General features: G+C 72.2%; 18 protein-coding genes. 11 read left to right on the top strand and 7 right to left on the bottom strand.

Going from position 1 to position 21595, the window contains the following annotated elements:
- The first annotated feature begins 103 nt into the window (after positions 1 to 103).
- Positions 104 to 580, top strand: a complete 477-nt coding sequence (locus AB0A94_RS06990) for a DUF1203 domain-containing protein (protein WP_361739995.1) — start codon at positions 104 to 106, stop codon at positions 578 to 580.
- A 16-nt stretch (positions 581 to 596) separates the two neighbouring features.
- Here AB0A94_RS06990 and AB0A94_RS06985 read toward each other — a convergent pair whose 3' ends face one another.
- A complete protein-coding gene (locus tag AB0A94_RS06985) occupies positions 597 to 1964 on the bottom strand; it encodes a TerD family protein (RefSeq protein WP_361739992.1) in 1368 nt (455 codons plus the stop codon).
- Positions 1965 to 2103: 139 nt separating this feature from the next.
- The gene (locus AB0A94_RS06980; protein ID WP_361739989.1) at positions 2104 to 3123 is read right to left on the bottom strand and encodes an aspartate-semialdehyde dehydrogenase; all 1020 of its coding nucleotides are present in this window, start codon (positions 3121 to 3123) and stop codon (positions 2104 to 2106) included.
- A 334-nt stretch (positions 3124 to 3457) separates the two neighbouring features.
- On the opposite strand from AB0A94_RS06980, the gene AB0A94_RS06975 reads away from it, so the two are divergent.
- The 4 genes from AB0A94_RS06975 (at position 3458) to AB0A94_RS06960 (ending at position 6022) form a co-directional block, all read left to right on the top strand.
- Positions 3458 to 4000: a sigma-70 family RNA polymerase sigma factor gene (locus AB0A94_RS06975; RefSeq protein WP_361739986.1), complete on the top strand. Its 543-nt coding sequence runs from the start codon at positions 3458 to 3460 to the stop codon at positions 3998 to 4000.
- Between the two features lies 1 nt (position 4001).
- On the top strand, positions 4002 to 4712 hold the full coding sequence (locus tag AB0A94_RS06970; protein ID WP_361739983.1) for a hypothetical protein: 711 nt from the start codon (positions 4002 to 4004) through the stop codon (positions 4710 to 4712).
- A gap of 87 nt (positions 4713 to 4799) precedes the next feature.
- Complete coding sequence (locus AB0A94_RS06965; protein ID WP_361739980.1) at positions 4800 to 5327, top strand: sigma-70 family RNA polymerase sigma factor; 528 nt, start codon at positions 4800 to 4802, stop codon at positions 5325 to 5327.
- A complete protein-coding gene (locus AB0A94_RS06960) occupies positions 5324 to 6022 on the top strand; it encodes a hypothetical protein (protein WP_361739978.1) in 699 nt (232 codons plus the stop codon). The genes AB0A94_RS06965 and AB0A94_RS06960 overlap by 4 nt, the downstream gene beginning before the upstream one ends.
- 66 nt (positions 6023 to 6088) lie before the next feature.
- Here the strand turns inward: AB0A94_RS06960 and AB0A94_RS06955 are convergent, their stop codons facing one another.
- A complete protein-coding gene (locus tag AB0A94_RS06955) occupies positions 6089 to 9385 on the bottom strand; it encodes a S8 family serine peptidase (RefSeq protein WP_361739975.1) in 3297 nt (1098 codons plus the stop codon).
- Positions 9386 to 9796: 411 nt separating this feature from the next.
- On the opposite strand from AB0A94_RS06955, the gene AB0A94_RS06950 reads away from it, so the two are divergent.
- From AB0A94_RS06950 to AB0A94_RS06935, 4 genes are all read left to right on the top strand, one after another.
- The gene (locus AB0A94_RS06950; RefSeq protein ID WP_361739972.1) at positions 9797 to 10567 is read left to right on the top strand and encodes a hypothetical protein; all 771 of its coding nucleotides are present in this window, start codon (positions 9797 to 9799) and stop codon (positions 10565 to 10567) included.
- A gap of 14 nt (positions 10568 to 10581) precedes the next feature.
- Positions 10582 to 11103 (top strand): hypothetical protein, encoded by a 522-nt coding sequence (locus AB0A94_RS06945; protein WP_361739969.1) that lies wholly within the window; start codon positions 10582 to 10584, stop codon positions 11101 to 11103.
- Positions 11103 to 11486 (top strand): hypothetical protein, encoded by a 384-nt coding sequence (locus AB0A94_RS06940; RefSeq protein WP_361739966.1) that lies wholly within the window; start codon positions 11103 to 11105, stop codon positions 11484 to 11486. Before AB0A94_RS06945 ends, AB0A94_RS06940 begins: the two co-directional genes overlap by 1 nt.
- Before the next feature lie 663 nt (positions 11487 to 12149).
- On the top strand, positions 12150 to 13913 hold the full coding sequence (locus tag AB0A94_RS06935) for a TIGR03767 family metallophosphoesterase (RefSeq protein ID WP_361739963.1): 1764 nt from the start codon (positions 12150 to 12152) through the stop codon (positions 13911 to 13913).
- 72 nt (positions 13914 to 13985) lie between these two features.
- On the opposite strand, the gene AB0A94_RS06930 is transcribed toward AB0A94_RS06935, so the two are convergent.
- Both AB0A94_RS06930 and pepN read right to left on the bottom strand, forming a co-directional pair.
- Positions 13986 to 15038, bottom strand: coding sequence for a hypothetical protein (locus AB0A94_RS06930; protein WP_361739960.1), 1053 nt, complete (start codon positions 15036 to 15038; stop codon positions 13986 to 13988).
- 190 nt (positions 15039 to 15228) lie between these two features.
- Positions 15229 to 17823 (bottom strand): aminopeptidase N, encoded by a 2595-nt coding sequence (gene pepN / locus AB0A94_RS06925; protein WP_361739958.1) that lies wholly within the window; start codon positions 17821 to 17823, stop codon positions 15229 to 15231.
- Between the two features lie 150 nt (positions 17824 to 17973).
- On the opposite strand from pepN, the gene AB0A94_RS06920 reads away from it, so the two are divergent.
- Complete coding sequence (locus AB0A94_RS06920) at positions 17974 to 18621, top strand: DsbA family protein (RefSeq protein WP_361739955.1); 648 nt, start codon at positions 17974 to 17976, stop codon at positions 18619 to 18621.
- A 3-nt stretch (positions 18622 to 18624) separates the two neighbouring features.
- Here the strand turns inward: AB0A94_RS06920 and AB0A94_RS06915 are convergent, their stop codons facing one another.
- Together AB0A94_RS06915 and AB0A94_RS06910 are read right to left on the bottom strand one after the other, a co-directional pair.
- Positions 18625 to 18867: a hypothetical protein gene (locus tag AB0A94_RS06915; RefSeq protein ID WP_361739952.1), complete on the bottom strand. Its 243-nt coding sequence runs from the start codon at positions 18865 to 18867 to the stop codon at positions 18625 to 18627.
- A 231-nt stretch (positions 18868 to 19098) separates the two neighbouring features.
- Positions 19099 to 20517 carry an amino acid permease gene (locus AB0A94_RS06910; RefSeq protein ID WP_361739949.1) on the bottom strand — a complete coding sequence of 473 codons (1419 nt, stop codon included), beginning with the start codon at positions 20515 to 20517 and terminating at the stop codon, positions 19099 to 19101.
- A gap of 381 nt (positions 20518 to 20898) precedes the next feature.
- Between AB0A94_RS06910 and AB0A94_RS06905 the strand changes: the two genes are divergently transcribed.
- Entirely contained in the window at positions 20899 to 21483 is a 585-nt protein-coding gene (locus tag AB0A94_RS06905) for a biotin transporter BioY (protein ID WP_361739946.1), read from the top strand.
- The last annotated feature ends 112 nt before the right edge of the window (positions 21484 to 21595 follow it).

Genomic DNA, 21595 nt, shown 5'->3' with positions numbered 1-21595 from the left:
GCCGGACCATGGGGATTCCCCTGTGTCGTCCGGCGGGCGAGGGTGGGGCTCGACGTCCGGAATCCGCCGGTGGGGCGGGGCGCGGGGAGCGAGCCTGGAGGACATGACGCACCGCACCGCACGTCCCGTACCGCCACCGGTCCTGCGGGAACTGCTGGCCGCCGACGACGCCGGCCGCCCGGCGGTCCCCCGCACCGACGAGGAGGGCGGCGCCCCGCTCCGCTGCTGCCTGCGCCGCAGCCGCCCCGGGGAGCGCGTGGCCCTCGTCTCCTACGCGCCGCTGCGCCGCTGGGCGGCGGAGACGGGCGCGGACCCCGGCGCCTACGACGAACAGGGCCCCGTGTTCATCCACGCCGAGGAGTGCGCGGGCCCAAAGGGCGCGGAGCTTCCCTTCACGAACGCCCACCGCACGCTCCGCCGCTACTCCGCCGACGGCCGCATCCTGGGCGGCCGCCTGGTCGGGGCACCGGAGGACTTCGGACCCGCCCTCACCGAGGCCTTCACCGACCCCGAGGTGGCGCTGGTGCACGTACGGGCCGTCGAGTACGGCTGCTTCCTGTACGAGGTGCGCCGGGACTGAGCTCCCGGGGCCCGTCTCAGCCGCCCACCCCGACCCGCCAGGGGCCGTCGGCCTCGATGCGCAGGAGGCCGGGCGCCTGGACGGGGGCCAGCACGTCGAGCCGGCCGACCTCGTTGACGAGGAGGTCCTCGTCGTCGCCCTGCCACTCGGGGTCGGGCGAGGTGAAGTGGTGCCAGACGGTGAAGTTGCTCTCGCCCTGGTGCACGAAGGACAGCACGCCCGCGGGACCCTCGTACACCAGCAGGTCCGCACCCCTGCCGTTGAGGCTGTGCACCAGGCGCCGGGCGTGGGCGAGCGGCAGCACCCGCAGCGTCCAGGGCGTGTCGGCGCGCACCAGCAGGGACAGCGGGCGGTCCTCGGGGACGGTGGCGAACGTACGGGCGTGCACCTCGTCCTCGTACGCCGCCAGCAGGTCCCGGTCGGCGCGACCGTACGCGTCGCAGGCGTCGATGCGCACCGAGATGCTGTCCCGGCACTCGATCTCGACGACCACGCGGGCGCCGGGCGGCAGGTTCGGCGGGCAGGTGACGCGCTGCTTGCCCGAGGCCTGGTGCGTGAACGGCGGGAAGGAGAGCGCCAGCTCCGACGCCAGCCGGCCGGCGGGCGCGGCCGGGGAAGACGGGGCGGCCGGAGCCGCATGAGGGGGCGCCGCCGGGGGAGCGTAAGGGGCCGGAGGAACGTAAGAGGTCGGGGGAGCGTAAGAGGCCGGAGGGGAGTAAGGAGCCGCAGGGGCGTAAGAGTCCGGAGGGCCGTAAGGGGCCGGAGCGAAGCCGGAAGGCGGGGGCGGCGGCGGAGGAGAGGCCGGGGCGGCGGCGGGGAAGGGCGCGGGAGCGGCCGCGGGGACCGGCTGCGGGTCCTCGGCGACCGAGATGCCGAAGTCCGTCGCGAGCCCGGCGAGGCCCGAGGCGTACCCCTGTCCCACCGCGCGGAACTTCCAGCCGCCGTTCCTGCGGTAGAACTCGCCGAAGACGAAGGCGGTCTCCGTCGAGGCGTCCCCGATCGCGAAGGACGCGACCGGCTGCCCGTCCGGCAGGGCGACCCGGACGTCCAGCAGCGGCACCTGCCCGAACGTTCCCGCGTCGGCGGACGCGGCCACCGCGACCCGGTCCACCCCGGGCTCGACGGCCGCCAGGTCCAGCCACAGCCAGTCGGCGCTCGTGCCCTCGGCCCCCTGGCCCTTGCCCAGGTGGCGCACGGTGCCCGACGGATGGGCCGGCTGGTTGTAGAAGACGAGGTCGGCGTCCGAGCGGACCCGGCCCGTCGCGTCGAGCAGCAGGGCCGAGACGTCCACGTCCGGTACGGAGGGGCCCTGCCGCCAGGTCACCGCCACCTGGAGGGCGGCTGCGGGAACGAGCAGGTTGCCGCCCTTCGTCATCTGCGTCATGGCGCGATCTTCACATGATCGACACGAGCGGCGGGGCGGATTGCCGCACTCCGCAACCGGGGACGTCACACGGGGACGGGGCGGTCACCCGGTACCGGGTGACCCCCGCGCCGGGTGACCGCCCCTGGGAGGCGGTGTCCTACGCGGCGGACAGCTCCGCCGCCACCAGCTCCGCGATCTGCACGGCGTTCAGCGCCGCGCCCTTGCGGAGGTTGTCGTTGGAGACGAACAGCGCGAGGCCGTGCTCCACCGTCTCGTCGGGGCGGATCCGGCCGACGTACGACGGGTCCTGGCCGGCGGCCTGGAGCGGGGTGGGGATGTCGGTGAGGACGACACCGGGGGCGTCCGCCAGCAGCTCGGTCGCGCGCTCGGCGCTGATCGGACGGGCGAAGCGGGCGTTGATCTGGAGCGAGTGGCCGGAGAAGACCGGGACGCGCACACAGGTGCCGGAGACCTTCAGCCCGGGGATCTCCAGGATCTTGCGGGACTCGTTGCGCAGCTTCTGCTCCTCGTCGGTCTCGTTCAGACCGTCGTCGACGAGGTTGCCGGCCAGCGGCAGCACGTTGAAGGCGATGGGGCGCTGGTAGACGCCGGGCTCGGGGAAGTCGACCGCCGCGCCGTCATGGGTCAGCTTGTCGGCCTCGTCGATCACCTTCGACGCCTGGCCGTGCAGCTCCGCGACGCCCGCGAGGCCCGAGCCGGACACCGCCTGGTACGTGGCGACGACCAGCGCCTCCAGGCCCGCCTCCGCGTGCAGCGGACGCAGCACCGGCATCGCGGCCATCGTGGTGCAGTTCGGGTTGGCGATGATGCCCTTGGGGCGGTTCGCGATGGCGTGCGGGTTCACCTCGGAGACGACGAGGGGGACCTCGGGGTCCTTGCGCCAGGCGGAGGAGTTGTCGATCACGACCGCGCCCTGCGCGGCGACCTTCTCGGCCAGCGCCTTCGAGGTCGCGCCGCCCGCGGAGAACAGCACGATGTCCAGGCCGCTGTAGTCGGCGGTGGACGCGTCCTCCACCGTCACGCCGTCCAGCTCCGTGCCCGCCGAACGGGCCGAGGCGAACAGGCGCAGCTCCGTGACGGGGAAGTTCCGCTCCTTGAGGATCCTGCGCATGACCGTGCCCACCTGACCGGTGGCTCCGACGATTCCGACCCTCACGGCGACTCCCTACTGTGTCCTGGTTTGTTCCTGAATGCCTGGCCGAGGCTCTTCCATGATGCGGCCGACCACGGCCCGCCTGTCCAATTCTTTGCGGGTGCTGCCCACCACGTGGGACACACCGGCAGCGGCCACCGGTTGCGGACCTTCGGCCGGCACCCCTGTGAACTGCATAAATTCAGCTTCCGGGGGTCGTGGACCGCAAGGTCCCCTGCCCGGTCCGCCCCTGTCCACACGATGGTGTGACGTACGCCTCGACGGGGTTCGGAGGACCCCGTCGAACGTTCCGGGCGGGACCGGCGTCGTAGGGGAAACAGCGTGAGGGGGGTGGCCGGTGCTGCGCGGAAGGATCCGGCGCGGCCGGGGGTCGTCGTACGTCGCCACGGACGACGACCCGCTGGACGCGGCGCAGGAACGCCGGGTGCGGGCGGTGCTCGCACTGGGCGGGGTACCGCAGGCGGACCTGCCGGACGGGGTGCAGCAGGTCCGCCTGCGGCTGCTGGAGCGCGCCGCGAGCGGGCGGGAGGCGCCGCGGGACGTCTCGGCGTGGGCGGCGGTCGTCGCCTCCAACCTCGCCATGGACTGGCACCGCGCCAAGCGGCGCCAGGAGCGGCTGGGCGAGCGCCTCACCGCACTCCGCCCGGCGGAGACGGTTCCGTCCGGCGAGGAGACCAGCCTGCTCTCCCTCGCCGTCGCCCGCGGCCTGGACGAGCTGCCCGACGCGCAGCGCCAGGTGGTGGTGCTGCGCTTCTACGCCGACCTGCCGGTACGGTCCATCGCCGAGCAGCTCGGCGTCCCGGAGGGCACGGTCAAGAGCAGGCTGCACACGGCGGTACGCGCCCTGCGCGCCCGCCTGCACGAGGACGAGGTGGTGTGACATGGCCCCCGAACACAGCGGTGCCGACGCGCTGATGTCCGCGATCACCGGTGAGCCGCTGCCGGACGAGGCGCGCGCGGACGCCGCCTTCAGGGCCGAGCACCGCAGGGCCGAGGCGGACGTGGTGCTGCTGCGCGAGCAGCTCGGGATGATCGGCGACGCGCTGGCCGGGGAGCCGTCGCCCCGCACCGCGCCGGCACCGGTCAGGGAGTCGTACGGCCGGCGCCGACGGCCCCGGTGGGCCCTCGCCACCCTCGTCGCGGCGGCCGTCGCGGCCGTGACGGGGGGCATGGGGTGGCTGATCGCGCAGGGCGGGGGTGCCGGCTCGGCCTCGGGGAGCAGCGCCGACTCGGCCGCCGCCAAGGAGGAGTCCGGCGTCCTGTTCGGCAGCCCGCGCTACCTCGCCTGCGCCTCCCTCGTCGTCGAGGGCACGGTCACCGCCGTCGAACGCGTCGAGCGGACCGGCGTGCTGCGGATCACGATGGACGTGACCCGCTCCTACAAGCCGGAGGGGCCGGGCGGACGCGAACTGGTCATCAGGGCCGAGGAGGATACCGTGTCCGACGTCGCCGCGGGGGCCCGCGTGCTGCTCGGCGTGCCCCGGGGCTCGGCCACCCCCGACCACTGGGTCGTCGGCGAGCGGGACGTCGCCCGCGAACGAGCGTTGATCATCGCCTCGCTGGGCCCGTCACGGGGGCTCGACTGCCCGTGACGCGAACTTGATCGAACGATCCGCGGTGCTCCCGCGTCATAGGAGAAACGCGTCACAGGAGAAACACGGATGAGGGGGTAACAACGGGTGCCGATCAGGAGACCTCGGGACGCGGACGCGGGCGCCGACCCGCTGGACACGGCACAGGCCGACCGGGTCCGTGCCGTCCTGGCTCTCGGCGGGGTTCCGCAGGACGACCTCCAGGACGGGCTCCAGCAGGTACGGCTGCGCCTGGTCGAACGCAGGGCGCGGGGCGAGGAGCCGCCGCGGGACGTCGGGGCCTGGGCCGTGGTGGTCGCCTCGAACCTGGCCGTGGACTGGCACCGCACCAGACACCGGCAGGAGCGCGTCAGTGAGCGGCTCACCCGGCTGAGCGCACCGGACGACCGGGTCCAGGACGGCACGGAGAACAGCCTGCAGGCCCTCGCCGTAGCTGAGGGACTCGACGCCCTGCCCGCCGCGCAGCGACAGGTTCTGGTCCTGCGCTATTACGCGGACCTCACGGTCCCGCAGATCGCCGAGCACCTCGGCATCCCCCTGGGGACGGTCAAGAGCAGGCTGTACGCGGCGGCGAAGCTCCTGCGGGACCGGCTGCACGTGGAAGAGGCGGTATGAGCGCGGACAGGGAAGACGAGCTGATGGCGGTCCTGCTGGGTGGGCCCCCGCCCGGGCGGGACGAGGACGCCGGGGGGCGGCACGCGGCCGCGGCACGCGACATGGACGCCGTGCGCGCACAGCTGCGGTGGATCGGGGACGGGCTGGCCCGCGACGCGGCCGGACCCGCGCAGCGGGAACAGGCGACGGCACCGGTGCGCGGACGACGGCGCCTGTTCCTCCTCGCCGCGTCGGCGGCCGTCGCGCTGCTGGGCACGGGGACGGCGTACCTCGTGGCCCACAACGGCGCGGTGGACGGCGGAGCCGAGGCCTCACTCACCTACGAGGGGCTCATCGCCTGCTCCGATGCCGTCGTCGAGGGCACGGTGGAGCGGGTGGAACCCGCGGGCGGGGACGACCGCTACCGGATCGTGCTGGACGTGGACCGTCACTACAAGCCGGCGGGCGGTGGACGGCACCTGGCCTTCACCGACGAAGGGGCGAACGTACCGGCGTACTACAGGACCGGGACGCGCATGCTGGTGCTGGTGTCGGACGTGGCCGGGGAAGGGCCGGAGAGCTACCGCGAGGGTGATCCGCCCACTCCGGAGCACGGGTTGGGACCCGCCGTCCGTGACGCCCTGGAGGAGGGGCGGCTGCGTGTGGAGCGGGCGCTGCCCGGAGCCCGGGGCCTCACGTGCGACGGTGCCGGCTGACCCCTGCGCACGACGAGGGGGCGGGCGCCGGTACGGGCGCCCGCCCCCTCGGGGTATCGCCGGTGCCTACGGGACAACCTTCCCGATGGCCACGCTGCCGACGCCCGCGACCGTGCCGCGCGCGTTGACCAGCTGGACCCGTCCGAAGAACGCGCGTCCCTCGGGAGCCGCCGCGGCGACGGTGACGTCACCGGAGACGGTGGCCGAGTCGCCCGTGCCGAGCTTCACCGGCGCGGAGTCGGCGACGGAGACGGAGCCGAGCGTGGCCGCGAAGAAGACGTCGCGGTAGTCGTAGTCCGTGGAACCGGCCGGGACGGAGTAGCCCACGACCTCCACGGTGTACGTGCCCGCCGTCGGCTCGACGACGGAGACCGACTCCTCCGAGTCGCCGTCGGCGGACTGGCCGACGACCTCGCCCTTCTCGTCCTTGACCGCCAGGTCCAGGTCGGCGGAGGTGTCGGAGACGTTGCCGATGGCGACGTCGAGCGACGTGGCGCCCTCGGGCACCTCCACCGTGGTGGTGTGCTTCTCACCGGTCCTGATGGCCGGACGGTCCGTCTTGGACGAGCCGAGCGGGCCGCCGACGAGCTTGCCCTCCAGGGCGGCGAACCCGTTCGTCACCTTCCAGGAGGCGGTGGCCGGTGTGCCCACCTTCGCCTCGGGCACGGTCACGGTCTCCGGGTCGAAGACCGCGCCGAGGACGGCGACGTCCAGCTGGTACGGGTTGTCGAGCAGCGGCGAGGTGCGGCGCGACTCGACCTCGATCTCCCAGACGCCCGGCTGCGGGTTCGCGTACGCACGCACGTCGGGGCGGCAGGTGTTGGCCGGGTTGGTGTAGTTCGGGTAGCAGTTGACCGTCGACGTCGGGTCGGCCGGGACGCCGTACGGGTGGATGGCGATGAACCGGGTCTGGCTGCCGCTCTTCAGCCCGCTCATCGCGATCTCCAGCGTCTGCGCGCCCTCGGGCACGGTGACGAAGTAGGAGGTGTGGCTGTTGCGCTGGGCCGTGCCGGACGCGGAGAAGGTGTGCTCCAGCGGCGCGGAGACGACCACGGTGCTGAGAATCTGCTGGTCGACGCCCTCGGTGCGCGGGTCGTCGACCTCCAGGATCGCGCTCTTGATGCCGGCCGAGCCCGGCGCGGCCTGGACCTTGACGGTGACCGGCTCGTTCAGCGGCAGCGCGACGTCGTCGTCGCCGAGGATGCGGAAGGTGCGGCCCGCGTTGTTCTCGATGTCGAGTTCGTGGCGGATCGCGCGGTCGGGTCCGGACGTACGGGTGACGGTGACGTCGTACGTCTTCTTCTGGCCGGCCTTCAGGCCGCCCTCACGGTCGTAGAGACCGGTGCCGAAGCCGGGCGTCTTCAGGAACTGGTCGATCGCGGTGTCGACCGGCGCCTTCACCGTGTACGTGTGCGCGGTGGCGCCGTCGCGGATGGCGTCCCAGGCGTCCTCGATGTCGATGAGGCCGGCGCCCTCCTCGTAGGCCTGCACGCCCTTGATGTGCTCGGCGGTGGAGGTGAGGGCGGTGCGCAGCTTCGCGGGGGTGAGGTCGATGCGCTTCTGCTTCGCGGCGGACAGCAGCAGCGCGGAGGCGCCGGCGGCCTGCGGGGAGGCCATCGAGGTGCCCTGGAGCATGCCGTAGCCGGCCGGGAGGGTGTAGCCCGCCTCGGCGACCGGGGCGCCCGGCAGCCAGGTCTGGATGGTGTTGATCGCCGCGCCGGGCGCGACCAGCGTCGGCGTGAAGCCGCCGTCCTCACGCGGACCGCGCGAGGAGAACGGCATCATGGCGTACTTCTTCTCCACCACGGAACCGTAGTTGGCGGCCCAGGTCTCGCGGGAGGCGGACGCGCCGACCGAGATGACCTTGTCGGCGAGCGACGGGTCGCCGATGGTGTTGGCGCCGGGTCCCGAGTTGCCCGCGGAGATCACCAGCTGGACGCCGTAGGTGTCGATCAGGCGGGTGTACAGCTCGGCGCGGGCGTTGTTGCCGTCGTTGAGCGCCGGCAGACCGCCGATGGACATGTTGACGATGTCGACGCCACGCTCGGTGACGAGGTCGATCATGCCCTCGGTGAGCGCGACGTTGGTGCAGCCGCCGGTCCAGGTGCAGGCGCGGGAGGAGACGATCTTCGCACCGGGGGCGGCGCCGTCCATCCGCCCGCCGAACAGGCCGTTGGCGGCGGTGATGCCGGCGACGTGCGAGCCGTGCGAGCCCTCGATGACGCCGATGTTGACGAAGTCGGCCTTGGCGCCGGCCGCGTTGTGGACGACGTCCTTGCGGATCTCCACGACGAACGGCTGGCGCTCGGCGACGTCGGTGGCCGGGTCGTCGGTGCCGAAGTACCCGATCTGGAAGCCGTCCTTGTACGGCTTCATGGGCGTGTCGTCGGTGAAGTCGAAGTTGTTGTTCAGGTCGACGCGGACGGTGCCGGCCGCCGCGTCGTAGAGCAGGCCCCAGGAGTCGGTGGTGTCGCCGTCACGGTTGGCGTCACCGGCCGCGTCGCCGCCGGCGGTGTACGACTCCAGGAAGGTGCTCACCCGGTAGGAGCCCTCCGGGGCCCGCCAGGTCCTGTCCCCGTGGACGAAGGACGGCCCGGAGACGGAATCGACCATAGGGCGCCAGGTTTTGTCGCCGTCGACGAGCGGGTCGGTGGCCGTCACCCAGTCGACGATCTTGCGCTCGCCGGTGGTGGTCTTCTGCAGCGCCGGGTGGCCGAGGTCGACGCCCGAGTCGAGGATGCCGATGGTGACACCCCGGCCGTCCGCCTTCGGGTTGTCCTCGACGAACTCGACGGCACCGGTCTCGAAGGACGGGTTGTACGGGTTCTTCGCGGGCGTCCGCTTGCCCGGCGCCGGGTACGAGGCGGTGCCCTTGCCCCCGGCCTGCTTCGCGGTGTCCGCGCTCGGTGTCGGGTCGTCCAGCGGGATCTCCTCGCGCAGGTCGACGCCGTGCACGGAGGACAGCTTGGTGGCGGCGGCGATCGCCGCGTCCGCCTTGCCGGTGGGGACGGTGGCCCGGACGTAGCCGAGCTCGTCGTGGGTCCGGCCGACCGAACCGCCCTTGACCGCGTCCAACTGCTCGGCGACCTGCTCGGTTTTGCCGGGGGCGGTGGCGATCATCATCGTGACGTTCTTGACGTCGTCGGCCTTGGCCTCGGCGAGCAGGTCCGCGTCGTCCGCGCCGAGCTTGTCGTGCGCGGACTTGACGTCCGCGTCGGCGGGGGCGGTGGGCGGCGTGTCGGCGGCCATGGCCAGGGGGATCGGCCCGGCCGCGGAGAGCGCGACGACGAGACCGGCGGCCACGGCGACGCTGGCCACGCGTCTCGCGCCCCGTATGGATTTGCGTTGGGGGGAGTGGGTCATCGGCATCCCTTGCAGGTAAGGAACGAGAGACGGGCGACCAGAAATGATTGATACAGGTCACCGCTGTCCGAAATTCGCTATCGGACGATCACATAGCTTTACGCAAGAGATGAGTTTTCGGGGAGAGTTGACCTGATCGAGATGGAGGCATAGGGAAAACCCCCTATGTCGCCGATGGGTAAATGGATTAATCCGGGCAATTCGGAACGTTGTGTCGCTTGGGCGGCCCCTTGGTGCAGATGGTGCATTTCGATTGCGCGAATCGCGTAGGTCGCGAAAATCGCCCGTGTGATTATTCCTTGCCATGAACCGGTCAAGCCTTTACGATCACTCCCGACCATGATCACGTGGTCTTTACAGGGAGGGGAGGGTGACGTGAGAAGGTCGGAATTCCGCGTCTCGAAGTGGGGCGTGTGGGCCGCCGCGGCCACCGCCGCCGTGGCGGTCGTCGTCGGCGCCGTGACCGTGCTGCCGAGCGCGGAGGCCAAGGGCAGGACCCTGGACTCGCAGCCCGAAGTGGTCGCGCACTCGATGGAGGGCACGGAATTCGAAGACGTCGGGCAGATGGCCGTGACTTCGGTCGCCGTCGTCCGTGCGACGGTGACCCAGGTGGACCCCGGGCGCATCGTGGGCGCTGACGAAACCGCCGAACCGGGTGAGGAAAGTGCCGCCACTCAGGCCCGTGACGTGACGCTCAAGGTGAACGAGGCGTTCTCGCGCAACGGGATGTACTCCTTCCCCGATCCCATCAAGGTCGAGGAATGGGGCTGGGACGCCAGTGGCGACGGGTATCAGGTGAACAACTACTCCTGGAGCGAGGTCGGCAAGGAATACCTGTTCTTCTTGCGCCGCACCGACGACCCGAAGCGCTGGAACGTGATTTCCACGGAAGGCCGGGCGGAAATCACGGCCGACGATTGGCTTATCTCCTCGGCGGAGGAGGGGTCGGCTCTGAAGCAGAGCATCGAGGGCTACCAGATGTTCGAACTGGGTTATTACCTCAAGCGGATCTACGACACCAAGAACCCGCCCGAGGACATGCCGACCCCCGCCGACATGCCGGCGGCTCCGCCCGCCGGGTACGAGGGGTCACCGATCCCGACGGCCCCCGTGGGCGCGGAACCCACAGATCTGGGCACGAACGACGGCTCGGAACCCACTCCGTACCCCTCCTCCACCTGAAACGAGAGCAGAGAATGTCACGTACTCCGCGTCCGCTCCGGATAGCGCTGATCGCCACGCTCTTCGCCTCCCTCACGTCGCCGGCCCACGCGGGCCACGACGACAGCTCCTTCGACCCGGACAACAGGAATCAGGCGGTCAAGGGCTACAGCCTGACGGCGAAGGGCCAGGGGGCCATGGAATGGGGTAAGCAGCAGCTCGAACGAAGCGTCATCACCACGTCGTGGGGGGGCGGGGACCTCGAGGTCCACGACTACAAGACCACGGGGGTCACCTGGGCGGCACAGACCCGGTGCAAGGACTGGAACGCGCTGTGGACTTCCTGTGACGTCTTCACCATTCAGTTCAACACCGCTCAGTATCACAGCGACCGCGAATGGCTCACGATGGGCTGCCACGAATTCGGGCACACCGCCGACCTGGGTCACCGCAAGGCGTCGAACGACACCGACAACAACTCCTGCATGCGCAGCACGACGGCGGCTCACTACAAGTTCGACACCCACGACCTGAACGCCATCAAGGCGGGTACGTGATGCCCCGGCGTACGCTCCTGCGGGTGGGCGTCGCGGTGCTCGTGTGTGGTGCCGCCGTGGGAGTGCTGGGCCACCAGTGGGCCACGGCGGACGATTTCCCGAACGCCCGGCAGCAAGCGGCCTTCTGCCGCACCGCGTCCCCCCTGGATCTGCAGACCGCGCACGACATGGGCCTGCACGAGAAGCACCACGTCCTGGCGGACCTGAGCGAGCAGGCGCCCGACGGCGTCCAGGACGAATTCACCACGCTCCTCGACTGGTACGACCACTTCGATCCCGAGGACGAGGAGAACGCGCGAGCGGCGAGTTTCGCCGTGGGCGAGTTCATCGAACACAGCTGCAAGGACATCAACATCGGAGGCATCAAGGCGGCGGACGGCTGACCGCGGCCGGACGGCTGACCGCGGCCGGACGGCGCCCGGCGGACCAGGGGCGGGCCCTCGCAACGGGGCCCGCCCTTGGTCCGCCCCGCGTACTGTCCTGCCGATCCGTCGCCGCCGGGCCGACGTCCCCCGAGGCGACGGAATCCGAGGGTGGCGGCCTACGGCGTGGTGGTGCGCGACGGACAGTTCCCGCCCGCTTCGGCCGCTCCGTCGACCACCACGGCGTACGACCGGTCCACGAGGGCCGGATCACCGGCGGCGAACCCCTCCCCCCGTCCCGGCTTCGCTCGACCGGGGGGACCCCACCGAACTCGCCGCCCGGCAGCCCCTGGACGCCGTCCCGGACCTGGTCCGCGTCCGCATGGTCGACATCGGGCTGCGACTGTGGCGGGAACGCCCCGCGGCAGGACGGGTGGAGGCGGTGGAAGGCTAGCCGCTGCCCCGTGAGATGAACGCGGAGTGACCGCTTCCCGGCGGGCGCGGGAGCGGTCGTCGACACCTGCGGCGGTCCGGGAGCGACGTACGGCGATAGGCGTCGCGCGTTGCCGTCTCGTTCACGCCCGGGCCATCCCCGGCGCCAAGCATCCAGGACGAGCGGGACGTTCGCCCGGCGGGCGCTCCGCGACCACTGCCGACGCGTTCGCACCCGGGGAGACAAGCGCCATGTCGCGCACACGCTCAGTCGCCGGCTCCACTGGACCCCACCGTCGTTCCCTCCTCGCCGCCACCGGAGCGGTGGCCCTCTCCGCCGGGGCCGGCTACGCCCTGTGGCCCGGCGACGACCGGGCCGCGGCCGCGGCGGGCCCGGCTGCCGGTGCGGAGGAGGCCGTGCTCGCCTCCTCCCGCCAGGCGCCGGCCGCTCCGCTCGCCCCGTACACCCGAGGCACCACCGTCGCCGCCGCGGCGGCTCCGCGCCGCGGCCCGGGTTACCGGCGTCTCGCCGAGGGGCCGGGCTGGGGCCGGGTGGTGCGCGGTGAGCTGGCCGGACCGCAGCCCGGGCGGGACGGCCGCCGGACCGCGCTCGCCGCGTTCGTGCAGCTCACCGACCTGCACCTCATCGACACCCAGCATCCGCTGCGCCTGGAGTACCTGCGCTCGACGGACGTCCACGCCTGGCGGCCCCAGGAGGCCCTGACCGTCCAGGGCGCGGTCGCCCTCGTGGAGCGGGTCAACGCGCTGCGCGGCGCCCCCGTCACCGGCTCACCGCTGCACTTCGCGATGACCACCGGCGACAACACGGACAACAACTGCCGCTCGGAGCTGGAATGGTTCCTGACGGTGATGAGCGGGGGCCGCGTCACCCCGAACACGGGGGACCCGCGCCATTACGAGGGCGTCCAGAACAGCGGGCTGAGGCACTACTGGCACCCCGACACCGCACTCCGCGACGCCGACAAGCGGCTCGGCTTCCCGCACCTGGACGGCTTCCTCGCGGCGGCCGTCCGCGAGGTGAACAGCCCCGGCCTCAACCTGCCCTGGTACTCCACCGTCGGCAACCACGACTCCATGCCGCTCGGCTGCTACGCCTCCCACGGCGACTCCCGCCTCACCGAACTCGCCGTCGGCGGACGGAAGCTGATGGACCTGCCGGCGGCCGAGGCGCACCGGCTCCAGCAGACCATCAAGAAGGCCAAGGACCCCAGGGGTGTGCGGTACGGCGACTTCCTGGCGGCCCATGCCCGCTCCATGCGCTCCGTCACCCCCGACGAGAAACGCGCCCCCTTCACCCCCGCCGAGTACCTCCAGGCGCACCTGGACCCGGCGTACCGCGGTGTCGGCCCGGTGGGACACGGCTACTCCGCGGAGAACCTCGACGCGGGCACCCAGTACTACGCCTTCCGCATCGCCGACGACGTCCTCGGCATCAGCCTCGACACCACCGACCCGGGCGGCCACTACACCGGCTCCCTCGGCACGGCACAGCTGCGCTGGCTGGAGCGGACGCTCGCCGGGAACCAGGACTCCCACGCCATCGTGTTCAGCCACCACACGAGCACGTCGATGAACAACACCCACCGCGACCCGGCCCGCCCCGAGGAGCGGCGCCACACCGGCGAGGAGCTCGTCGCACTCCTCGGCCGGCACCGCAACGTGGTCGCCTGGGTCAACGGCCACATCCACCGCAACGCGATCACCCCGCACACCGGGTCCGGCGGCGCCTTCTGGGAGATCTCCACCGCCTCCCACGTCGACTTCCCCCAACTGGCTCGCGTCATCGAGCTGGTGGACAACAAGGACGGCACGCTCTCGCTCTTCACCACCCTCGTCGAGTCCTCGGCCCCGCACCGCACGGACTTCACCGACCTCTCCCAGACCGGCCTGGCCGCCCTCTACCGCGAACTCTCCTTCAACGCCCCCGGCTCCCGCACGGACCTGGCCGGCGACCCGGGGGACCGCAACACCGAGCTGGTGCTGAGGAAGCGCTGACCCGGCGCACGCACGGGGAGGGGCCGCCCGGCGGCCCCTCCCCTCCCCTCCTGACGGTGCCGCCCCGGCCCCCTACCGGGGCAGCACCACGACGTACGCCGACGGGCCGCGGTCGGCCGAGGCCATCAGCGCCGTACGGACCACCGCCGCCTGCTGCTCCATCGCGTCCCGCAGTTTGCGCGGGGTGATGTGGACGACCGTGATGCCGAGGCGCTCTAGGTGTTCGCGCTTGCGGGCGTACTGCGACCACTCGGCCTCGTCGTCGGGCCGCCGGCCCGGGCGCGGCGCACGGGTGTCCAGCTCCACCGCCACCGCGTGCTCCGGCCAGTACGCGTCCAGACCGCCGAGGCGGGGCCCGCCCGGCAGCCGCAGGTCGACGTTCCAGCACGGGTCGGGCAGGCCGTGGTCGCGCACCATCCGGTACAGCCGGGACTCCGCCAGCGCCCGCCCCTCGGCCAGCAGCGAGTCCACCGCGTCCACCACGTGCGGCCGGTTCAGCAGCTTCGCGGCGGTCAGCTCGCGCACCACCGCCGCCGGGTCGCAGAAGCCGCCGCGCACCGCCTCCGTGAGCAGCCGGCGCACCGTGCCGGCGTCCTCGAGGCCCGCCACGGCGTCGGCCAGCGCGCGCGGGACCGGGGCCACCGGCAGGCCCGTGACCTGCTCCGGGACGGGCAGGTCGGCGGTGCGGACGATACGGGCACAGCCCGTCGAGCGCAGCCGGCGCAGCCGCGGGACCAGGACGTCGAAGACCTCCAGGGACGGCAGCGGGGGAGTGGAGGAGAAGCCGTGCAGGGTTAGCGCGGCCGGCCCGGTGATCATCACCTCCCCGCAGGCGGACGCCGGAGGGCCCTCCGTACCGGGCTGGACGGGGACGCCCGAGGTCCGCTCCCGTGCCGCGTACAGCAGCACCGCGTGCAGCCGCTCCTCGCCGGTCGGCGGGCCGGGGTGGAGCAGGACGACGCCCGGGAGGAGCTGCTGCCAGGGTCCGTCGGGGCCGCACCGCCGGCCGGCCTCCGCGGCCGAGACGCCGTGGGCGCGCAGCTGCGCGTGGGTCAGCACCCGGCGCCCGGCGCCGGCGGAGAGGTGGTGCAGGGGGCGGGGGGAGAGCGGGGTGTTGTGGTTCATGCCCGGCAATTTCCCGCCTTCGGCCCGTCTCCGAACCCCTGTTACACGTTCGTCGACAAATGAGGACAAGCACGCACTAAAGGACGTGTGTTCGGATACCGAGAACCCCTGGTCCGCCCGGTTGCGGACCAGGGGTCACGGGCGTCTTGTAACGATGGCGGAACGCCCGGCCGAGGGCCGGATCCGCCCCTCAGCGACCGGCGGCGGCCGCGTCGCAGGCCTGCCCGCGCAGCGCGCGGGCCAGGTCGTCACGGGACTCCAGGACCAGGCGGCGCAGGGCCGGGGCCGCGTCCTCGTGGGACGTGAGCCACGCGTCCGTCGCGTCCAGCGTCGCCTGCGAGTCCTGGAAGGCGGGGAACAGGCCCCGCACCACGTCCATGCCGATCTGGATCGACCGCTCGGTCCACACCCGCTCGATCGCCGCGAAGTACTTCTCCGCGTACGGCGCGAGCAGCTCCCGCTGGGACGCCTGCGCGAAGCCCGAGATCGTCGCCTCCACCAGCGCGTTGGAGAGCGCGTCCGACTCCACGACCTGCGCCCAGCACCGCGCCTTGACCGCCGCCGACGGGCGGGCGGCCAGACAGCGCACGTGGTGCCGCTTGCCGGACGCGGTGTCGTCCCGGGCCAGCTCCTCGTCCAGCCGCTTCTCGTCCGCCACCCCGTGCGCGGCCAGCGGCTCCAGGAACGCCCAGCGCAGCTCCTGGTCCACCTCCAGGCCCGGCAGGGTCACCGTGCCGTCGAGCAGCGAGGCCAGCAGCTCGAAGGCGGCCGGCACATCGGCCACGCGCGCGAAGAACCGCGCCCACGCCAGCTGGTGCTCGCTGCCCGCCTCGGCGGAGTGCATCTGGACGGAGGCGATCTGGCAGAGCTCCCGCCCGGCCTCCGCCCGCCGCTCGGCCGCGGTGTAGTGCACCGCCGCCGACTCCGCCCACGCGTGCAGCATCTGCAGCACGCCGATGTCGGTCTCCTGGCCCGCGAACTTCACCACCAGACCGATGAACTCCCGGGCCGGCAGCAGCGCGTCCCGCGTCATGTTCCACAGCGCCGACCAGCACAGGGCGCGGGCCAGCGGGTCGGTCATGTGGCCGAGGCCGCGCCGCAGCGCCGCCAGCGAGGTCTCGTCGAACCGCGTCTTGCAGTACGTCAGGTCGTCGTCGTTGACCAGCACCAGGTCCGGCGCCTCGGCGCCCGCCAGCTCCGCCACGACCGTGCGCGCGCCCTCGACGTCCGTCTCGGTCCGCGCGTACCGCTCCAGCGCCGGCAGCCCTCCGGCGTCCTCGGTGCGCCGGTACAGGCCCACCGCCACCCGGTGCGGGCGCAGTTCGGGGTGCGACTCGGCGGCCTCCTGCACGATCGCCAGCTCGTCGATCCGGCCGTCCGCGCGCAGCAGCACCTGCGGGGTGAGGGAGTTGACGCCGGCCGTCTGCAGCCACGCCCGCGACCAGGCGGCCATGTCGCGGCCGCTGGTCTCCTCCAGGACCGACAGCAGGTCACCGAGGCGGGTGTTGCCGTACGCGTGCCGCTTGAAGTAGCGCCGGGCGCCCTCCAGGAACGCGTCCTGGCCTGCGTACGCCACCAGCTGCTTGAGCACCGAGGCGCCCTTGGCGTAGGTGATGCCGTCGAAGTTGAGCTTGGCGTCCTGCAGGTCGCGGATGTCGGCGGTGATCGGGTGCGTGGACGGCAGCTGGTCCGCGCGGTACGCCCACGCCTTGCGGCGGTTGGCGAAGGTGATCCAGCCGTCGGTGAAGCGGGTCGCGCCGACCAGCGAGAACGCGCCCATGAAGTCCGCGAAGGACTCCTTCAGCCACAGGTCGTCCCACCACTCCATGGTGACCAGGTCGCCGAACCACATGTGCGCCATCTCGTGCAGGATGACGTTGGCGCGGCCCTCGTACGACGCCCGCGTCACCTTGCCCCGGAAGATGAACTCCTCCCGGAAGGTCACCATCCCCGGGTTCTCCATCGCGCCCAGGTTGTACTCGGGCACGAACGCCTGGTCGTACTTGCCGAACGGGTACGGGTAGTCGAAGTGGTCGTGGAAGAAGTCCAGGCCCTGCTTGGTCACCAGGAACACGTCGTCGGCGTCGAAGTGCGGCGCGAGCCCCTTGCGGCACATCGCGCCGAGCGGGATCTCCAGGCGCGTACCGTCCTCGAGGACCCGCTCGTAGGAGTCGGTCACGTAGTGGTACGGGCCGGCCACCACGCACGTGATGTACGTCGAGATCGGCTTGGTCTCCGCGAACCGCCACACGCCGTCGGTGAGTTCACCGGCGCCGTTGCTCCACACCGTCCAGCCCTCGGGGGCGCGCACCTCGAAGCGGTAGGGCGCCTTGAGGTCGGGCTGCTCGAAGTTGGCGAAGACGCGACGGGAGTCGGCCGGCTCGTACTGGGTGTAGAGGTACACCTCGCCGTCCTCGGGGTCGACGAAGCGGTGCATGCCCTCGCCGGTGCGGGAGTAGGCGCACTGCGCGTCGACGACGAGTTCGTTCTCGGCGGCCAGGTCCTCCAGCGTGATCCGGGAGCCGTCGAAGACCTGGCCGGGATCCAGGTCGCGTCCGTTGAGGGAGACCGCCGTCACGCCGGGTGCGATCAGGTCCGCGAAGCTGCTCGCGCCCGGCTCGGCGCAGCGGAACCGGACGGTGGTGACGGAGCGGAAGGTGCGCGGCCCGCCGCCGCTGTGCTCGCCGACCGCCGAACGCAGGTCCAGGGACACCTCGTACCCGTCGACGGACAGCAGGGCTGCCCGCTCCCGGGCCTCGTCGCGGGTCAGATTCTCACCGGGCACGGGCGGCACTCCTCAGGCGTCGTCGACAGGGATGAACAGGACCGATCCTGCCATGCGCTCCTGACGCGGGGCAGCCGGGAATGGCCGGGAGGAGGCGCGGTGTTCCCCCCCGGGGAAACACTTCCCTCACCGACCTCACTGAGGAGCGACATGTCGGAGCAGTCTCCCGCCACGCCCGTCGACTTCTGGTTCGACCCGCTGTGCCCCTGGGCCTGGATGACCTCCCGCTGGGTGCTGGAGGTGGAGAAGGTGCGGGACATCGAGGTCCGCTGGCACCTGATGAGCCTCGCGGTCCTCAACGAGGACAAGCTCGACGAGCTCCCCGCGGAGTACCGGGAGATGCTCGAGGTCAAGGCCTGGGGCCCGGTCCGGGTGGTCATCGCGGCCCAGCAGGAGCACGGCGCCGAGGTGCTCGGCGACCTCTACACCGCGCTCGGCACCCGCATCCACAACCAGGGCGGGGGCCCGGAGAAGGAGACGGTCGCCGCCGCCCTGAAGGACGTCGGCCTGCCCGAGTCCCTCATGGAGCACTGGGACTCCACCCCGTACGAGCCCGAGCTGCGCGCCTCCCACAAGGAGGGCATCGAGAAGGTCGGCCAGGAGGTCGGCACCCCGGTCATCGCGGTCCCCGGGCCCGACGGCGAGGAGATCGCCTTCTTCGGCCCGGTCGTCACCCCGGCGCCCCAGGGCGAGGAGGCCGCCCGCCTGTGGGACGGCACCCTCGCGGTGGCCTCCGTCCCCGGCTTCTACGAGATCAAGCGCACGCGGACGAAGGGACCGGACTTCAGCAACCTGTGACGGTCACTCGATCACGGGTGCCTTGATCGGAGCGGCGAAGGGCTTCTTGTTGAAGCCCGTGCGCAGGTTGCGGCACTGCCTCCCGGTGTCGGGGTCGAGCACGTTCACACAGAGCCAGAACTCTCCGACCCCGGACCGGCCGAGCCGTTCCTTGAGCCAGTCCTCCTCCTTCCCGTTCAGCCGACGGTGCTCCTGCTCCCCGTCGCAGGTCCAGCAGTAGTCCTTCATCGTCCTCTGTGTCGCCATTGCGCAACGATGACCCTGATTCACCGCATACGGGAAGCCCCCGCGAGTCCTGTCCCCGCGGGGGCTTCCTTCTTTCAGCCTGCCGGGTGAACGGTGAGAAGACGGCCACGGGGCGGGACGCATGTTGCGAAGTACTTGCAACTGCACGCTAGCAGCGAAAAGAGCCGTCCGTGAGCATCCGGTACGCGAAACGGCCCCCGCGGGTGCGCGCGAGGGCCGTCGGGGCGGGCGTCAGCTCCGGGCGCGCGCCCGCTGCCAGGCGTATCCCCCGGCCGCCAGGAGCAGCGTCATCGCGCCCGTCGAGTACAGCTGCACCCGCGTGTCCGGCTCCCGGGCCATGAGGACGAAGACCGCCGCCATGCCGGCCAGCGCCACCCACGTCAGCCACGGGAACGCCCACATCCGCACCGTGAGCCGCTCCGGCGCCTCGCGCTCCAGCCGGCGGCGCAGCCGCAGCTGGGAGACGGCGATGAAGATCCAGACGACCAGGATCACCGCGCCGATGGTGTTCAGCAGCCAGGCGAAGACGTCGTCGGGACGCCAGTAGCTCAGCAGCACGCACAGGAAGCCGAAGGCCGAGGAGGCCAGTACGGCGATCCGCGGCACCCCGCCCGACACCCGGCCGAGGACCTTCGGCCCCTGGCCCCGCTCCACCAGCGAGTAGCCGATGCGTGAGGCGCCGTAGATGTTGGCGTTCATCGCGGACAGCAGCGCGACCAGGATCACGACGTTCATCACCTGGTCGGCGCCCGGGATGCCGAGGCGGTCCAGGGCGGCGACGTACGGGCCGTCCTCGACCACCGCCGGGGAGTCCCACGGGACCAGGGTGACGACGACCGCCATCGAACCGATGTAGAACAGCGCGATCCGCCACATCGCCGTACGGACCGCGCCCGCCACGCCCTCGACCGGGTTCCGCGACTCGGCCGCCGCGATGGTCACCGTCTCCAGACCGCCGTACGCGAAGACGGAGGCGAGCAGTCCGATCACCAGGCCCTCGCCGCCGTGGGGGAGGAAGTCGGTGAGGTGGGAGGCGCCCGGGGAGTCCGTGCCCGGCAGCACGCCGGCGATCGCCAGCGCGCCGAGCACCAGGAACAGGGAGATCGCGCCGACCTTGAGGGCCGCGAACCAGAACTCGAACTCGCCGAAGTTCTTCACCGCCGCGAGGTTCGTCCCGCAGAACACCACCATGAACAGCGCCACCCACGCCCACGCGGGCGTGCCCGGCAGCCAGCCGGTGACGATCGTCGCGGCGCCGATGCCCTCCAGGCCGACCGCCGTGCACAGCAGCACCCAGAACGACCAGCCGGCGGTGAACCCCGCCCAGGGCCCGATCGCCCGCTCGGCGTGCGCCGAGAAGGAGCCGGACGACGGATACGCGGCCGACATCTCGCCCAGCATCCGCATCACCAGCATCACCAGGAGGCCGGAGAGGGTGTAGGCGACGACGACGGACGGACCGGCGGCGGCGATGGCGGTCCCGGAGCCGACGAACAGCCCGGCGCCGATCACCCCGCCGAGGGCGATCATCGACAGATGGCGTTGCTTCAGACCGTGCGAGAGGGAGACGCGGTTCGCCTCGGGAGACGTCTCGACCGGGGGTGTCCCCTGGTCGGGCGAAGCCGAGGGCTCGGGGGAGGTGCGGGGCATGGCGCGGCTCGTCCAATGCGGGAGACGGCAAAAACGCCGCCCAGTCTGGGCGGGCCGCCCGCGTGCGCGGGGAGGGCGCCCAGCATATGGACACGTGTCATGCGGAGGGTGATGCTCCGGTTACTTGGGGGGCATCGCGCGGTGCGCGGAGCCGTCCGGCCCGTTTGGTGGATCCCTACAGCCGCCGTTCCCCGGCCGTGTGTCGGCGAAACCACGTCACCTCAGTGACCGGCGTCACCTCGCGCCCCTCCTCGCCCCGTCCTTTGTCCGGAGCCCACCAAGTCCGCGTCGGCGCCTTTGTCGACCGCTGACGGTGATCGGCGCGCGGACGCCGGTATAGCGTCGCGGTGTCCCCAACTGCCCTCACCCCGCGGAGACCTCATGAGCACCGCCACCGTCACGTCCGCCCGATCCGGACAGGTTCTCGCCGACCTCATCCCGGCCTCCCGTGTCCGGGACGCCGCGCTCGTGCTCGGCGGCGCCGCGCTCACCGGCCTCGCCGCCCAGATCGCGGTGCCCGTCCCCGGCTCCCCGGTGCCGGTGACCGGCCAGACCTTCGCGGCGCTCCTCGTCGGCACCGCCCTCGGCGCCCGCCGCGGCTTCGCCTCCCTGGCGGTGTACGCGCTGGTGGGCATGGCCGGCGTGCCGTGGTTCGCGGAGGGCAGGTCGGGGATGGGGATGCCGTCCTTCGGCTACGTCCTGGGCATGCTGCTGGCGTCCGTCGTCGTGGGCGCGCTCGCCCGCCGCGGCGCCGACCGCTCCGTCTGGCGCACGGCGGGCACCATGGTGCTCGGCTCGGCGGTCATCTACGCCGTCGGCGTGCCCTACCTGGCCCTCGCCACCGGCATGTCCGCCTCCGCCGCGATCGCGGCCGGCCTCACCCCGTTCCTCATCGGCGACGCCCTGAAGGCGGCCCTGGCGATGGGCGTGCTGCCCACCGCCTGGAAGCTCGTCGACAAGCGGTAACCGCCCGGATCCCGCGGCAGGAGGCTCGGCGGGGCGCCGTAGGGCGCCCCGGCGACGCCGTCGACCCGGCCGTCCTCCCGGCCGCCGTCCCGGCCTCCGACGAGGCCGCCCC

Origin of the sequence: Streptomyces sp. NPDC044984, from assembly GCF_040646935.1 — a bacterium.
In the GTDB taxonomy this organism is placed as follows: domain Bacteria; phylum Actinomycetota; class Actinomycetes; order Streptomycetales; family Streptomycetaceae; genus Streptomyces.
The sequence above is the reverse complement of the archived record's forward strand: the minus strand, read 5'-3'. Positions and strand labels throughout refer to the sequence as shown.

What these genes read in the sequence shown, in the direction of transcription:
- AB0A94_RS06990 (WP_361739995.1), top strand. Translation starts at nt 104, where the DNA reads ATGACGCACCGCACCGCACGTCCCGTACCGCCACCGGTCCTGCGGGAA.
- AB0A94_RS06985 (WP_361739992.1), bottom strand. Translation starts at nt 1,964, where the DNA reads ATGACGCAGATGACGAAGGGCGGCAACCTGCTCGTTCCCGCAGCCGCC.
- AB0A94_RS06970 (WP_361739983.1), top strand. Translation starts at nt 4,002, where the DNA reads ATGGCCCCCGAACACAGCGGTGCCGACGCGCTGATGTCCGCGATCACC.
- AB0A94_RS06960 (WP_361739978.1), top strand. Translation starts at nt 5,324, where the DNA reads ATGAGCGCGGACAGGGAAGACGAGCTGATGGCGGTCCTGCTGGGTGGG.
- AB0A94_RS06955 (WP_361739975.1), bottom strand. Translation starts at nt 9,385, where the DNA reads ATGACCCACTCCCCCCAACGCAAATCCATACGGGGCGCGAGACGCGTG.
- AB0A94_RS06945 (WP_361739969.1), top strand. Translation starts at nt 10,582, where the DNA reads ATGTCACGTACTCCGCGTCCGCTCCGGATAGCGCTGATCGCCACGCTC.
- AB0A94_RS06940 (WP_361739966.1), top strand. Translation starts at nt 11,103, where the DNA reads ATGCCCCGGCGTACGCTCCTGCGGGTGGGCGTCGCGGTGCTCGTGTGT.
- AB0A94_RS06935 (WP_361739963.1), top strand. Translation starts at nt 12,150, where the DNA reads ATGTCGCGCACACGCTCAGTCGCCGGCTCCACTGGACCCCACCGTCGT.
- AB0A94_RS06930 (WP_361739960.1), bottom strand. Translation starts at nt 15,038, where the DNA reads ATGAACCACAACACCCCGCTCTCCCCCCGCCCCCTGCACCACCTCTCC.
- AB0A94_RS06920 (WP_361739955.1), top strand. Translation starts at nt 17,974, where the DNA reads ATGTCGGAGCAGTCTCCCGCCACGCCCGTCGACTTCTGGTTCGACCCG.
- AB0A94_RS06915 (WP_361739952.1), bottom strand. Translation starts at nt 18,867, where the DNA reads ATGGCGACACAGAGGACGATGAAGGACTACTGCTGGACCTGCGACGGG.
- AB0A94_RS06910 (WP_361739949.1), bottom strand. Translation starts at nt 20,517, where the DNA reads ATGCCCCGCACCTCCCCCGAGCCCTCGGCTTCGCCCGACCAGGGGACA.
- AB0A94_RS06905 (WP_361739946.1), top strand. Translation starts at nt 20,899, where the DNA reads ATGAGCACCGCCACCGTCACGTCCGCCCGATCCGGACAGGTTCTCGCC.